The sequence below is a fragment of the Microcystis sp. BLCC-F209 genome (assembly GCF_041928595.1).
Lineage (GTDB): Bacteria > Cyanobacteriota > Cyanobacteriia > Cyanobacteriales > Microcystaceae > Microcystis.
On sequence record NZ_JBHFLL010000191.1, the window covers coordinates 15730 to 29002 of the forward strand.

The 13273-nt window shown below is 43.2% G+C and carries 16 protein-coding genes and 1 pseudogene; 9 read left to right on the forward strand and 8 right to left on the reverse strand.

Annotated elements, in window-relative coordinates; genetic code table 11:
- Positions 1-283: 283 nt before the first annotated feature.
- Positions 284-718, reverse strand: coding sequence for a peroxiredoxin (locus tag ACE1AQ_RS12275; protein ID WP_016517263.1), 435 nt, complete (start codon positions 716-718; stop codon positions 284-286).
- A gap of 300 nt (positions 719-1018) precedes the next feature.
- On the opposite strand from ACE1AQ_RS12275, the gene ACE1AQ_RS12280 reads away from it, so the two are divergent.
- The 3 genes from ACE1AQ_RS12280 (at position 1019) to pta (ending at position 5375) form a co-directional block, all read left to right on the forward strand.
- Complete coding sequence (locus ACE1AQ_RS12280; protein ID WP_110545175.1) at positions 1019-2815, forward strand: N-acetylmuramoyl-L-alanine amidase; 1797 nt, start codon at positions 1019-1021, stop codon at positions 2813-2815.
- Entirely contained in the window at positions 2779-3063 is a 285-nt protein-coding gene (locus tag ACE1AQ_RS12285; protein WP_110545177.1) for a hypothetical protein, read from the forward strand. Before ACE1AQ_RS12280 ends, ACE1AQ_RS12285 begins: the two co-directional genes overlap by 37 nt.
- Positions 3064-3278: 215 nt before the next feature.
- Positions 3279-5375 carry a phosphate acetyltransferase gene (gene pta / locus ACE1AQ_RS12290; RefSeq protein WP_008198310.1) on the forward strand — a complete coding sequence of 699 codons (2097 nt, stop codon included), beginning with the start codon at positions 3279-3281 and terminating at the stop codon, positions 5373-5375.
- Here the strand turns inward: pta and ACE1AQ_RS12295 are convergent.
- The 4 genes from ACE1AQ_RS12295 to ACE1AQ_RS12310 are packed head-to-tail and all read right to left on the reverse strand — an operon-like array spanning position 5357 to position 6330.
- Positions 5357-5563 carry a PIN domain-containing protein gene (locus ACE1AQ_RS12295; RefSeq protein WP_198285282.1) on the reverse strand — a complete coding sequence of 69 codons (207 nt, stop codon included), beginning with the start codon at positions 5561-5563 and terminating at the stop codon, positions 5357-5359. The genes pta and ACE1AQ_RS12295 overlap by 19 nt on opposite strands.
- Positions 5563-5805 carry a DUF2281 domain-containing protein gene (locus tag ACE1AQ_RS12300; RefSeq protein WP_002792732.1) on the reverse strand — a complete coding sequence of 81 codons (243 nt, stop codon included), beginning with the start codon at positions 5803-5805 and terminating at the stop codon, positions 5563-5565. The genes ACE1AQ_RS12295 and ACE1AQ_RS12300 overlap by 1 nt, the downstream gene beginning before the upstream one ends.
- A gap of 32 nt (positions 5806-5837) precedes the next feature.
- Positions 5838-6107 (reverse strand): type II toxin-antitoxin system RelE/ParE family toxin, encoded by a 270-nt coding sequence (locus tag ACE1AQ_RS12305; RefSeq protein WP_039899589.1) that lies wholly within the window; start codon positions 6105-6107, stop codon positions 5838-5840.
- Positions 6108-6114: 7 nt separating this feature from the next.
- On the reverse strand, positions 6115-6330 hold the full coding sequence (locus ACE1AQ_RS12310) for a hypothetical protein (protein WP_008198305.1): 216 nt from the start codon (positions 6328-6330) through the stop codon (positions 6115-6117).
- A gap of 196 nt (positions 6331-6526) precedes the next feature.
- Here ACE1AQ_RS12310 and ACE1AQ_RS12315 point away from each other — a divergent pair, with 196 nt between their 5' ends.
- The gene (locus ACE1AQ_RS12315) at positions 6527-7255 is read left to right on the forward strand and encodes a PEP-CTERM sorting domain-containing protein (protein ID WP_253257738.1); all 729 of its coding nucleotides are present in this window, start codon (positions 6527-6529) and stop codon (positions 7253-7255) included.
- Here ACE1AQ_RS12315 and ACE1AQ_RS12320 read toward each other — a convergent pair.
- The gene (locus tag ACE1AQ_RS12320; RefSeq protein ID WP_172456651.1) at positions 7252-7422 is read right to left on the reverse strand and encodes a hypothetical protein; all 171 of its coding nucleotides are present in this window, start codon (positions 7420-7422) and stop codon (positions 7252-7254) included. The genes ACE1AQ_RS12315 and ACE1AQ_RS12320 overlap by 4 nt on opposite strands.
- On the opposite strand from ACE1AQ_RS12320, the gene ACE1AQ_RS12325 reads away from it, so the two are divergent.
- The 5 genes from ACE1AQ_RS12325 to ACE1AQ_RS12345 all read left to right on the forward strand — a co-directional run bounded on the left by ACE1AQ_RS12325 (position 7413) and on the right by ACE1AQ_RS12345 (position 12165).
- Positions 7413-9281 (forward strand): sodium:proton antiporter, encoded by a 1869-nt coding sequence (locus tag ACE1AQ_RS12325; RefSeq protein ID WP_110545179.1) that lies wholly within the window; start codon positions 7413-7415, stop codon positions 9279-9281. The genes ACE1AQ_RS12320 and ACE1AQ_RS12325 overlap by 10 nt on opposite strands.
- 108 nt (positions 9282-9389) lie before the next feature.
- Positions 9390-9644 (forward strand): hypothetical protein, encoded by a 255-nt coding sequence (locus tag ACE1AQ_RS12330; RefSeq protein WP_002761850.1) that lies wholly within the window; start codon positions 9390-9392, stop codon positions 9642-9644.
- On the forward strand, positions 9637-9939 hold the full coding sequence (locus ACE1AQ_RS12335; RefSeq protein WP_002761852.1) for a DUF3181 family protein: 303 nt from the start codon (positions 9637-9639) through the stop codon (positions 9937-9939). The genes ACE1AQ_RS12330 and ACE1AQ_RS12335 overlap by 8 nt, the downstream gene beginning before the upstream one ends.
- Positions 9940-10259: 320 nt before the next feature.
- Positions 10260-11345: an alanine dehydrogenase gene (ald, locus tag ACE1AQ_RS12340; RefSeq protein WP_110545183.1), complete on the forward strand. Its 1086-nt coding sequence runs from the start codon at positions 10260-10262 to the stop codon at positions 11343-11345.
- Between the two features lie 40 nt (positions 11346-11385).
- On the forward strand, positions 11386-12165 hold the full coding sequence (locus ACE1AQ_RS12345) for an HNH endonuclease (RefSeq protein ID WP_110545185.1): 780 nt from the start codon (positions 11386-11388) through the stop codon (positions 12163-12165).
- Between the two features lie 122 nt (positions 12166-12287).
- Here ACE1AQ_RS12345 and ACE1AQ_RS12350 read toward each other — a convergent pair.
- Both ACE1AQ_RS12350 and ACE1AQ_RS12355 read right to left on the reverse strand, forming a co-directional pair.
- Positions 12288-12629: pseudogene (locus ACE1AQ_RS12350) on the reverse strand (XisI protein).
- Positions 12630-12754: 125 nt separating this feature from the next.
- Positions 12755-13273 (reverse strand): bluetail domain-containing putative surface protein (locus ACE1AQ_RS12355; protein ID WP_374808506.1); only part of this gene is annotated, 519 nt, incomplete at its 5' end.

Here is a 13273-nt window from a genome sequence, read left to right on the forward strand (position 1 = left end):
AGCAGGGGGAGATGGAAGGCAAAATCTATCTTCTATTTAATTAGAACCACTTACTTAGAACACCGTTAATTATACTAGCCTTTTCACTTAAAACTGGGGAATATGATTAAAAAGATGACGCATGACCACAAACTCCCAACAAATAACCCTGACGCTCCACCGTCCTCACCTGAGCTTGTCAACCCTTTTTAGACGAAAGACTCACCACCAACTGCGGAAAGTGGGTATAAATATCGGGTGTATTAGGTTCCCCTAACACACCCAGAAAAGATTTTAGGAAAAATTAACCGACGACGCAGAGAATATCCGATGCGTGACTAGCGGTATTCACTTTTTCATCCACATGGCTAATTTTGCCTTCCGCATCGATGATATAGGTGACGCGCTTAGAATAGCCACCACCATCGACATCATAAGCTTTGGTGATAGCACCATCGGTATCTACGAGCAATTGGAAGGGTAAACTGTATTTTTCTTTAAATTGTGCATGGGAACCCTGGTCATCCCTGCTCACCCCGAAGACTACTATTTCCTTGTCTTGGTATTGTTCGTAGTTATCCCGGAAGCTTTGCGCTTGCTTGGTGCAGCCGGGGGTATCATCTTTGGGATAGAAGTATAAAACTACGACTTTACCTTGAAAATTCGACAGGGAAACGGTTTTTCCAGTATCGTCGGTGGTGGTAAAGTTCGGTGCGATTGTTCCAACGGTTAAAGCCATAACTCCGATTCCTTTACAAAAGTTAATCTATATTGATCATAAGGGATGAGGGTCACAAACAGGGTGTGGGAATTATGAATTATGAATTATGAATTATGAATTATGAATTATGAATTAGGGTGATGGGGTGATGGGGTGGTCACTGCGTGCGCGTTGCGGGGGGTGATGGGGAAGTGGGGGTTCGAGCATTTGTACTACTATTTTCCACAGGCAGTTTAAATGCAGTACAACTGAGAAGACCAACAACAAACCTCTAGAATTTGTCCTAGGATAATATTTGTCAGCTAAGAGGGTTATAATATGGGGCTATTCTGGTTAAAGGTGAGAACTTTTGGGCAAAATATCTTAATCGGTTTAGTTTTAGTGCTATTAATTGGTTTTTATCACAGCATCAGCGCTAAATCTGCTTCATTAATGATTGTTTATCCTCCCGATAATCATCAAACCACGGCATCGAGAATCTTTTTTATTGGTTCTGCTCCTCCATCGGGTCAAGTTTTGCTTAATAATCAACCGATTCAACGCAGTGCTAAAGGATATTTTGCCCCTAGTTTTCCCCTAGAAGTTGGCGAAAATAATTTCACTATTCGCTATCAAAACCAAACTATTAATCGTCAAATAATTCGTCTAGATACTCAAGCAATTATTCCTCAAGGATTAGCTTTTGCTGATAACTCTCTCAGTCCTTCTGTCAATAAGACGAGATTAGTGGGGGAATGGATTTGTTTTAGTGCGATTGCCACTCCCCAAGCTCAGGTTTCTGTGCAGTTAGGAGATAAAATTCTGCCTCTTTTACCCCAACCTCAAACCACAAAACTGCCTAGTAATGCCGCAGTTTTAACTAATCTTAATCAAGCGAATTCCGAGGATAAAACTGGTTACTATCGAGGTTGTCAACAGTTTAAGCAAGAGGCTAACTTAGGAAAACCTATTTTTACAGCACAATTAAATAATCGCTCGATTAGTCAACAAGGTCAAGGAGAAATTAACATTATTAGCGATCAAAATTTACCAGTGATTGAAATTATAGCAGCCCAAGGGGTAGCACGCACGGGGCCGGGTAGTGATTATTCCCGTTTAACTCCTTTACCCCAAGGTACGAAAGCGAGAGTCACTGGGAAAGAAGGGGATTGGTTACGGTTAGATTATGGTGGTTGGATTTTAGAGCGAGAAACCCGTTTAATAGTCAATGAGGTATTGGATAATGCTAATATTCGCGGTCTCTCTTCTCGCAGTATCAATCAAGCAACGGAAATTATTTTTCCCCTCTCCCATCCTGTACCCATCGCCGTGAGACAAGAGGATGATAAATTTATTTTGACGCTTTATAATACCATTGCCCAAACCGATACAATTTTTCTGGTGGATAATCCTTTTGTCAGACGTTTAGATTGGCGACAAATTAACCCGACTACGATAGAATACACTTTTAATCTTAATCAAAAACAACAGTGGGGTTATAGTCTTCGTTACCAGGAGACAAATTTAATCTTAACCCTGCGTCATCCCCCAGAAAAAAGAGCTAATTTACAGGGCAAAGTTATTTTATTAGATCCCGGACACGGAGGTAAAGAAACTGGTGCTGTCGGTCCGACGGGTTACACAGAAAAAGAGATTAATTTGGTTATGTCTAAATTAATTAAACGGGAGTTAGAAAAATTGGGGGCAACAGTTTATTTAACCAGAGAAACGGACATTGATTTATCCCTACCGGCACGGGTAGAGATGATTAATAATCTACAACCAACCCTAGCACTATCGGTTCACTATAATGCTTTACCCGATGATGGAGATGCCTTAAATACTCAAGGAATTGGCATATTTTGGTATCATCCCCAGGCAGCGGATTTATCGGTTTTTCTCCACGATTATTTAACCAAAAATCTTAACCGTCCTTCCTATGGAGTATTTTGGAATAATTTAGCTTTAACTCGTCCCTATAGTAGTCCTTCTTTGTTATTAGAGTTAGGATTTATGAGTAATCCTCAAGAATTTGAATGGATTACCGATACTCAGGCACAAAAACAATTAGCGCAAGTTTTAGCCGCCGGAATTAGCCAATGGTTTCAACAATCTGGGGTAATTGCTTCCAGTTAAAATTTAATAGCAATCGGAGGGAGATAAGCTTAAATCTTTATGAAAAAACAAGCCCTAAATGTAAAGCTGGTGATAGGATTTTCTGGAGTCTTTATTTTAATCCGAGGAAATTAAATCAAGTTCATGAAAAAAATGTTACCAGTGAACAGCAATCGGACAAAATAACTGCTAGATTACAAGGTATATTCCATCACTCTCTAGCAGATATTCAAACAGCGATCGCTCTGGGACAAAAATCTCTGGATTAGCCAACAAATAAAGATAGTTTACTGAAAATTTGCCAACAGTTCACACCCTTATAGACAACTTGATCGCTGCCCCCCTTATTAAGGGGGGATTAAGGGGGGATCAAAACCACCTTATTAAGGGGGGATCAAGGGGGGATTAAGGGGGGATCAATCGCTCACCTCAAGGTTGGGGTGGCCCAATTAAATCCCACTCCTGTTATTATTCTGCTCTACCCATGACTAACTCTTTATATATCAGCACGACGGCAACGGGAAGCGGTAAAGCGTTAGTCGCTTTAGGAATTATTGACTTAATTCTCCGCAAAACTAATAAAGTTGCTTTTTTCCAGCCAATTGTTCTCGACTGTTCCCAAGGTCATCGGGACGAAGACATTGACTTAATCCTCAATTATTTTAAATTAGAACAAACCTACGAAGAGGCATTCGGTTTATGTTACGACGAAGTGAAGGATTTATTGGTACACCAAAAATTTGATGAAATCATCGAAAGAATTATCAAAAAGTTTAAAAACTTAGAAAAAAAATATGATTTTATCCTCTGTGAAGGTTCCGATTATCTGCAAGAAAATTCCGCCTTTGAATTTGAACTAAATACAGAAATCGCCAAAAATCTCGGCCATCCCATCTTAATATTAGGTAATGCTCACCAGCGCAGTATCGAAGATGCCCTTAGTCCGATCCTGATTTCCTGCGACACCTACCAAGATAAAGGTTGTACGGTGATCGGAATTATTATCAATCAAGCTGAAGAGGAAAAAATAGAGGAATTACGGAAAAGCCTAACTAAAATTTTTCCCCCCCAAGAATATGCCCTAGGAGTGATTCCCCATAATGCTAAACTTAGCAGCCCGCGAGTATCAGAAATCGCCCAACAATTACAGGCAAAAGTTCTCTACGGACAGCACAGATTAGATAGTTTAGCTAGTAACTTTCTGGTGGTGGCCATGCAGATGCAAAATGCCCTAGAGCGGTTAAAAGAAGATAGTTTAATTATCACCCCTTGGGATCGCGGCGATGTGATTATCGGGATGTTACAGGCCCATCAATCGGCCAATTATCCCCAATTAGCCGGTATAGTTTTAACAGCAGGTCATAACCTCAATCCTTCGATCGCCCGTTTAATTGAAGGTTTGCCAGATCCCTTACCGATTCTCTCCGTCACCACCGATACCTACACCACGGCCGAACGCGTCCACAATGTGCGAACCACCCTAACCTCGACGGACTACGATAAAATTAACCTCAGTCTGCAGCTTTTTCACAGTAACATCAATCTCGATCGCCTAGAAGCGCAAATTCGCACTTTGCGGACCCAGGGGATTACCCCGAAGATGTTCACCTATAATCTCGTACAACAGGCCAAAGCGCAAAAACGTCACATCGTTTTGGCCGAAGGAACCGAACCGCGCATCCTCCAGGCGGCCACAGTTTTAATCGAACAGGATATCGTCGATTTAACCCTCTTGGGACAACCAGACGAGATTGCAATGGTGATTAAAAAACATGGTATCACTCTCGATCTCGATCGCCTGCAAATTATTGACCCCGTGGCTAGTCCCCATTTTGAAAGCTATGTGCAGACCCTCTACGAAGCGAGAAAAGCCAAGGGAATGAATCTCGACATGGCCCGGGATTATGCACAGGATGTCTCCTATTTTGGCACTTTAATGGTGTATCAGGGCGATGCTGATGGTATGGTATCGGGGGCAGTGCATACCACTCAACACACGATTCGGCCTGCACTCCAGATTATCAAAACTAAGCCCGATTGTGCGATCGTCTCCTCGGTCTTTTTTATGTGTCTAGAGGATCGAGTCTTGGTTTATGGGGATTGTGCGGTCAATCCCGACCCTAGCGCCGAGGAATTAGCCGAAATCGCCCTATCTTCTGCCGAAACCGCCCAAAAATTCGGAATTGAACCGCGAATCGCCCTGCTTTCCTATTCTTCGGGTCAATCGGGCCAGGGAGAAGACGTGGAAAAAGTACGACAAGCGACCAAAATCGCTAGGGAAAAACGCCCCGATTTGAAGCTAGAAGGCCCAATTCAGTACGATGCGGCCGTGGATAGGGAAGTAGCCGCCCAAAAAATGCCGGGGTCAGAGGTAGCGGGCCAAGCAACGGTGTTTATTTTTCCTGACCTGAATACAGGGAATAATACTTATAAAGCCGTGCAGCGGGAAACAAAAGCTTTAGCGATTGGTCCAATCCTACAGGGATTAAAAAAACCCGTCAATGATCTCAGTCGCGGTTGTACCGTTCCCGATATTATCAATACGGTGGTAATCACAGCCATTCAATCCCAATCTTTTTGAGTTATAGTTATTTCAGAACAGAGAGAGAGTTTACCAATTTTTACCTTGATCGATATTTCCCAAAAACTAGCAATACTTACAAAAACATTATCGGTATTTTCAAGACTATCTCGCAGCGAAACAGGCAAAATTGGGTCATCCTCAGCTAACCAGATAAAGACATGAGTATCTATTAAAGCACTCCTCATTACCTATAGTCCTCAAAGTCTTCTAAGGGAGCATCAAAGTCATTAGCTAAAGGTAAAACGAAAGTTCCTTTTATTGAACCAGCTAAAGTTCTTTTAACAGTTACAGATTCTTTTGCTGCTTGTTTATTTTCTTCTGTTTGGTCAGACTTAGTGAGCAAATATTCGGCATAATGTAAAAGTTCAGTTTTGAGAGCATCGGGCATATTCTCAACTATATTCTTAAGGGCTGAATCTATACTCATAATGGCTCACTTTTAGTTAAATTAATGAATATTTAGGGAAAGTAGCGATAAAATTCACGTCGGTGTAGGAGCCGCATTACCTCAATGTTATCATCAACAACGGCTATTCCTAATCGATATTCACCAAGCCGTATTCGGTAGCGATTGGTAGCTCCCTTCATTGGCTTGACATTACCAATATCCTGCAATGATTTGGCATTGGGTAAATCTCTAAAAGCAAGCTGTAAAATTTGCTCATAAACAGGCTGGTTTTTCAATGCCTTCAAATCTTTGAGAAATCTTTTTCGATATTGAACCTTCAAGGTAAATCTATTCCTCCAAATAAGCCAGTGCCTCTTCGATATCTAATAGTGGACTCTGCTGTGCCTCATCCATCGCTTGGTTAAGGCAGTAGTCTTCTATTGCTTCGGTGAACTCTTCACAAGACATATCTTCTTGGGGAAATACTTGTTTCCATAGTTCAATCGGAATAACAACGGCTTTGGGTTGTCCGTTTTGGTCAGTTAGGTATTCTATTGAAAGCATAGACAAGACTTGTCAAGTTTGATAAGTCTATGATATAGCACTACGCGATTACATTAGAAAACGGGTTTCTTTGAGAAACCCGTTTTCTGGAGATGAAAAACATAGATAAAACCGTATAAAATCGAGAAAAACAGCGATACTTGACAAAATCGGGGGGGGTGATAGGCTTTTTGGTAAAATTTCTCCAAAATTGTCAATGAATACTACAACTTCACTGAAACAAATTTCCTTAGCTACTAGCGCAGTTTTCGCAGCTACCATGACTTTTGGTATCCATCGGGTTTCTGCTGGAACTATCATCAGCGACCGCACTCAGCTAAATACTATTCTAGGAGGGTCAGGAGTCACTGAAAACTTTGAAAACTACAATGTGCCTGATGGTAATGCTCCACAGCTGCAAGCAACATTAGATTCCTCTACTGTGGTTAATGGTCAAGGTCCAGGGTTAGTGGTTAACGGTGTCACGTTTGTTGCCGGCTCTTCTGTCCTTCAGTGGAATGGAGCAAATTATTTTGGTTCTCCTTCTAAAGAGCTAGTTGCTGGCCAACCGATGAACATTGACTTTAGCGTACCAGTTAATGCCTTTGGCCTTGACTTGCGTGCTTTCCAGGGATTTGGTGATACAGCGACTGTCACTATTTTTGGTACTGATGATTCGACGGTCTTAGATACTATTTCCCCCATTGGTCTTGCGGGTACTGGTGTTCCTGTCTTTTTCGGATACCAAGATATAGCAGGTATTGGTAAAATTGAACTAACCCAACAAAGTTTGTTTTGGAGTCCCATTATTGACAATCTCACCTTTGGACAGTCTGCTGCTGCTTCCACCCCTGAACCCAGTACGGTTTTAGGGTTAGGCTTATTAGGCCTGGGTGCCTTGGTTAAACGCCAGTTAAAGCCAAAGCAAGGCAGTGATAAAGCTTAATTGCCATAGAAAACGGGTTTCTTTGAGAAACCCGTTTTCTGGAGCTTGTTATGCTTATTTCCTCCCGACCGGGCCGAAGCGGGAATCAAAACTATAATTAGAATCATTAAACCCCAACCATAACCCCGCCTCGATAGCCGATAACCGATCGCTAAACATGGATCCATCTTTCGCCCTTACCCTGCAAATCGTCATCACTGTGGTGGCGGGGATTACAGCCCAAGTCATTGCCGAATACCTGAAAGTTCCCAGTATTGTCTTCCTGCTCATTTTTGGGATTGCTTTGGGGTCCGATGGTTGGGAAATTTTACACCCCCAAAGTCTGGGAATTGGCTTAGAAGTCCTTGTTGCCCTCTCTGTGGCGATTATCCTATTTGAAGGCGGTTTAAGCTTAAGCGGACGGGAATTAGGGCGAGTTTCTGGCAGTTTACGCAATCTTGTCACCCTCGGTACTTCCATCACTCTCATCGGTGGCGGTATGGCAGCCCACTGGTTGGGGGAATTTCCCTGGCCGATCGCTTTTCTTTACGCTTCTTTAGTGGTGGTAACCGGTCCGACGGTGATCGGGCCTTTGCTGAAGCAAATCGCCGTAGATCGGCGAGTAGCGACGCTTTTGGAAGGGGAAGGGGTATTAATCGACCCTGTGGGCGCAATTTTAGCCGTAGTGGTGCTAAATACGATTATTGATAGTCATGCCCGCCCCATGGCAATTATCACCGGTTTAACCCTGCGTTTAGGCATCGGGGCGGCGATCGGCATTGTCGGCGGGGGATTGTTAAGTTTTATTATAAAAACTTGCAATTTTTTGACTTTTGAGTTAAAGAATCTCGTGGTTTTAGCGGGAGTCTGGGGGTTATTTGGTTTATCACAATTTAGTCGCAGTGAATCGGGATTAATGGCGGTGGTAATGGCGGGAATTGTGCTAAAAGCGGCGGCAGTTCCCGATGAGCGGTTATTAAGGCGTTTTAAAGGTCAATTAACCACTCTTTGCGTGTCGGTACTGTTTATTTTACTAGCGGCGGATCTTTCGATCGCCAGTGTCATCGCTTTGGGTTGGGGCAGCGTCCTGACGGTGTTAGTCTTGATGCTGGTGGTACGTCCCCTGAGTGTGGCTCTGTGTACCCTAAAAAGTGACCTAAATTGGCGACATAAGTTATTTATCGCTTGGGTTGCCCCTAGGGGAATCGTTTCCGCCTCTGTAGCTTCTTTATTTGCCATTTTACTCACCCGTGCCGGTATTAATGGCGGTGAAGCGATCAAAGCTTTAGTCTTTTTAACAATTTTAATGACCGTTTTTATTCAGGGATTAACGGCGCGTTGGGTGGCAAAAGGGCTAAAAATCACTTCTTCTGCGGCAACAGGGGCAGTAATCGTCGGTTGTAATCCCCTGGGTCGCTTAATCGGCTGTTTATTCCAAGAACAAGGGGAAAACGTGGTTTTAATCGATACGGATGCCGCAGCCTGTCAGCAAGCGGCAGCCGACGGTTTGACGGTGCTGCAGAGTAGCGCACTTGATACAAAAATACTGCAACAAGCGGGAATCGAATCCATGGGAACTTTTCTGGTTTTGACTAATAATAGCGAGGTTAATCTGGTTTTAGCCCAAAGAGCCAGCGAGGAATTTCATCCTCCCCGGTTGTTGGCTGCCTTTGCGGGAACCCCCAACCCAGATAAAAATAAGGTTAATCAGGTTTTTCTCCCTAGTTTTTCGGTCAAGGAATGGAATCAGTATTTAGACGATAATCAGATTAAATTGGGTAAAACTATCTTTAAGGCCGATGATTTGAGCGAACAACAGACCAGATTAACTAAATTAATCGAAAATGGCGAACTGCTGCCCCTACTATTGCGTCGTGATAATTCCCTACAGGTAGTAACAGAAGGGGAAGAATGGCGCACCGGAGACGAGTTAATCTATATTCTGCGTGATTTACGCCCGCAACTGCTTAAACGTCTTTCTGGCACTGTCAGAACCCGTTTATCTTTAGAAATCTTACCCGAAGTGGAAATTGCCACCAGTAGATAAGTAATAGGACAAAATTAACTTCTTGGTGAGGATAGGCACTCTGGCAACTTAACTTAGCTAAAAAAAACGGTACACTGATAACTGATAATTGATAAATGATCACTGCTTATGCCTCCCCGTTGGCCCCGTCAACCCGACCGCAAAAACGATCCCGCTTTCCGACGTTTAGATGATCGCATGAATTTTGCCGTTCATGTGGCTGGTTTTTTAGCGATTAATTCAGGGTTGTGGTTCTTTCATATCATTAAATTCTCCGATTGGACTTGGTTAAATCTGTTCACGGGAATTTGGGCTATTCTATTGGTGGGACATTTGATTTATATAGCGGCGATCGCTAACTACTCGGTAACATCCCATGGCTAATACAACTCAGGACATCGAAAATCTGGCGGCCCAAATCGGCGACAATATCTACATTGACGTGGCTAAATGGCATCTCTATCTCCGGGAAGCACATTTACACAGCGTCGTTGCCGAAAAAGTCTTCCCTTTGCTCGAAAACGACAGTTTAAGCGAGAATGCAGTCATGTCTATCCTGCGGGAGATAAAAGTCACCCTCGGAGGTGGTCATCTGCAAGTTTCTCTAGCGGATTTGTTACCCAGCAAATGTCAGATAGATTTAATCGATTTGCTGGAAGAATACCAAAAAAGTCGCTAAAATTCCCCAATAGTATGCCTGATAACTCGCAACTATAGGGTTGGCTGAATAAATCTAAAAACATTGTTCGATAAGTACTGGCCATTGGAGTGATCCGGGGGAAAATTCAGGGACTTTTCCCCTGAAAATGGCTAAAACCCTACACCCCCCCCAACCCCCCCGATGTCGGGGGGGTTGGGGGGCCACTTCCCCACTTCCCCACACCCCACACCCCACTTCCCCACTTCCCCACTTCCCCACACCCCACACCCCACACCCTACCCCCACCGAAAAACTTTTTCAGCATACCCTAGTTAGAAATAGTCCCCCAGAAGCAAACCATGGAAATAGGTGTTCCCAAAGAGATTAAAGATCAGGAGTTTCGCGTCGGTTTGAGTCCTAGTAGTGTGCGTGTACTCAATGATCGCGGTCACAGGGTATTTGTGGAAACGGCCGCTGGATTGGGTGCCGGATTCAGCGATGAGGATTACCAAAAAGCTGGGGCCAAAATTGTGGAAAAAGCAGCCCAAGTTTGGGATAAACCGCTAATTGTCAAGGTCAAAGAGCCGCTTAAGGCAGAATACGGCTTTTTAAATAAAGAAGCTCTCCTATTCACCTATTTACACCTAGCGGCCGAGCGCTATTTAACGGAAGCATTAATCGAGTCGGGAACAACTGCGATCGCATACGAGACGGTCGAGCTTGTCGATGGTCGCTTGCCCCTCCTAACTCCCATGAGTGTTATTGCCGGTCGTCTTTCGGTACAATTTGGGGCCCGCTATCTGGAAAAACAACAGGGAGGTAGGGGAGTTTTACTGGGGGGTTTCCCCGGGGTGAGTCCTGGACAAGTGGTTATCCTTGGCGGTGGTGTGGTGGGTACGGAAGCGGCCAGAATTGCCATCGGTATGGGGGCAAAAGTAACTATTTTAGATATTAACGTCGAGCGCTTGGCCTATTTAGAGACTTTATTCGGTTCCAGGGTAGAATTGCTTTACAGTAGCCCGGCACAATTAGAAAATGTGGTTCCTAAGGCCGATTTATTGATTGGGGCAGTGCTAGTCTTAGGAAAACGAGCGCCGACTCTAGTTTCTCGCTCTTTAGTCGCCAAAATGAACCCTGGTTCTGTAATTGTCGATGTGGCAGTGGACCAAGGGGGCTGCGTGGAAACTCTGCGGGCCACTTCCCACAGTCAACCGACTTACTTGGAGTCGGGAGTAGTACATTATGGAGTGCCTAATATGCCTGGAGCAGTACCCTGGACGGCAACTCAAGCTTTAAATAATAGTACCCTACCCTACGTTATTAAATTAGCCGACCATGGGGTAAAAGCCTTGGATCAAGATGTTTCCCTCGCTAAGGGGTTAAATGTCGCCAATCATCGGTTAATTCATCCAGCAGTGCGCGAAGTTTTTCCCGATTTGATTTGAGCAGTAATTTCAGGGCTGATGGTGGTATTTTCCAAGGGCTATGACTAAGAATTTATGGACAAGGGATGAGCTGCTGATCGCTCTCAATTTATACTATAAATTTCCCTATGGACAATTCCACACCAATAATCCTGTTATTATCGAAGTCGCTGAAAAGTTACAGCGAACACCATCGGCCCTGGTGATGAAATTATGTAATTTTGGTTCTCTCGATCCCAGGCATCAATTGCGAGGAGTACAGGGGTTAAAAGGTATCAGTAAAGCTGATCGGCAAATCTGGCAAGAGTTCGAGGATAACTGGACAGAATTAGCCCTAGAAAGTGAGGAAAAATTACAGGTTCTTTTAGGAGTTATCAACGAACAGCAAGAGGATTTTACTAGACATGATTTTTCGGAAAATATCAAAACAGAAAACGAGGCAATCAGAAAAGTTAGAATCGGACAAAACTTTTTTAGAAAGACAATTTTAGCCCTATATAACTATCGTTGCTGTATTACAGGAAATCCCATTCCTCTCTTACTAACAGCTAGTCATATATTACCCTGGAGTCAATTTCCCGAACAGCGTTTAAACCCTCATAATGGCCTGTGCCTAGCTCGTACTCATGATACTGCTTTCGATCGAGGTTTAATTAGTTTCGATGAGGATTTAAGATTAATTATTGGCCATGAGATCGAAAAAAAGGCTCAGGATCAAGGTAGCGAGACGTTAGAACTAAATTTTATCAACTATCGCGGTAAAACTTTAAATGTTCCCGATCGCTTTTTACCAGATTTAGATTTTTTAAACTATCATCGCTATCATATATTTCAGGGCTAAAAGTACGATAAGGTAAATTAAATTCTCAATTGCATTACTTTGTTTATAATTGAGTTTGTCTAAAACATTTTTGCAATTTCAGCTTGTGTATAAAGTTTGATGTATAGATTCAACATTTTTGGTCACGAAGCCACAGCAAATCCTGTATATTTGGGTACTTTAGGATAACGAAAACCCAGAACTATATCTTCTTTGGGAATACCTGCTTCCATCAAATCAGTCGCTATGCCTTCCTCCGTTTCATCACATTGAATCCAGACTTTATCGACAACCAAGCTAAGGTGAATTGGTGTTGCATGGAGATACTTATTACCACTTCAACCGAAATCTAAAACTAGATAATGTCCTCGTTCATCATCAAATATAACCTGAGAAGTGTAGCCATCAGGTAAGGTAGCACGATAGTTAGCATGATTCTGGAGAACAGTCTTAATAATATCTTGATATTTTAATCGGGTATCCATTGCACGATTACCTCACTTTCATCATCAAAGACAATTAGTTTCACAATCTGGTTCTTTAGCAATACCTGCCCTAATTCTATACTAAAAACACTGTTAAAAGGGGAGAATTAATCCCCCCCATCAATTTAGACAAAGAAACTATTGACCGCAATAGTGCCGAGCGCCGGTAAACTACCCGTTAACCCAGTAAGATTAATCACCAAATCATTAGCACTTTGGAAACCCCCCGTACCGTCGTTGATAATTAGGTAAGTAGAAGAACTATTGTCCCGTACTAAAACAGCACTGTTAATTCCGAGAGCTTGATTTCCGGCTGTTGCCCCATCAGCATCGGTAAAGACGTTAGTAACAATAGTGTTAATATTGGTCGTGGTGCTATCTGTTGCCCGGGTAAAAGCGACCGGGGCATTAATTGCCGCACCAGCTTGACTAAGCAGGTCAATTTTATCAGTACCGATAGCAAAATCCGTAACTCGGTCTAGGGCTGCTGCGGTGGACTGACTAAATTGGAAAATGAAGATGTCTGTCCCCGTCCCACCGGTTAAAGTATCGGTTCCAGCAGCACCATTGAGGGTATCGTTACCAGCGCCACCCACTAGAATATCATTACCTAAGCCACCAACTAGACTACTTGGGGAGGGATT

Coding starts and splice junctions, on each gene's coding strand:
- ACE1AQ_RS12285 (WP_110545177.1), top strand. CDS start 2,779: ATGGTTTCAACAATCTGGGGTAATTGCTTCCAGTTAAAATTTAATAGC.
- pta (WP_008198310.1), top strand. CDS start 3,279: ATGACTAACTCTTTATATATCAGCACGACGGCAACGGGAAGCGGTAAA.
- ACE1AQ_RS12345 (WP_110545185.1), top strand. CDS start 11,386: ATGACTAAGAATTTATGGACAAGGGATGAGCTGCTGATCGCTCTCAAT.
- ACE1AQ_RS12280 (WP_110545175.1), top strand. CDS start 1,019: ATGGGGCTATTCTGGTTAAAGGTGAGAACTTTTGGGCAAAATATCTTA.
- ACE1AQ_RS12315 (WP_253257738.1), top strand. CDS start 6,527: ATGAATACTACAACTTCACTGAAACAAATTTCCTTAGCTACTAGCGCA.
- ald (WP_110545183.1), top strand. CDS start 10,260: ATGGAAATAGGTGTTCCCAAAGAGATTAAAGATCAGGAGTTTCGCGTC.
- ACE1AQ_RS12300 (WP_002792732.1), bottom strand. CDS start 5,805: ATGAGTATAGATTCAGCCCTTAAGAATATAGTTGAGAATATGCCCGAT.
- ACE1AQ_RS12320 (WP_172456651.1), bottom strand. CDS start 7,422: ATGGATCCATGTTTAGCGATCGGTTATCGGCTATCGAGGCGGGGTTAT.
- ACE1AQ_RS12310 (WP_008198305.1), bottom strand. CDS start 6,330: ATGCTTTCAATAGAATACCTAACTGACCAAAACGGACAACCCAAAGCC.
- ACE1AQ_RS12335 (WP_002761852.1), top strand. CDS start 9,637: ATGGCTAATACAACTCAGGACATCGAAAATCTGGCGGCCCAAATCGGC.
- ACE1AQ_RS12325 (WP_110545179.1), top strand. CDS start 7,413: ATGGATCCATCTTTCGCCCTTACCCTGCAAATCGTCATCACTGTGGTG.
- ACE1AQ_RS12330 (WP_002761850.1), top strand. CDS start 9,390: ATGCCTCCCCGTTGGCCCCGTCAACCCGACCGCAAAAACGATCCCGCT.
- ACE1AQ_RS12295 (WP_198285282.1), bottom strand. CDS start 5,563: ATGAGGAGTGCTTTAATAGATACTCATGTCTTTATCTGGTTAGCTGAG.
- ACE1AQ_RS12275 (WP_016517263.1), bottom strand. CDS start 718: ATGGCTTTAACCGTTGGAACAATCGCACCGAACTTTACCACCACCGAC.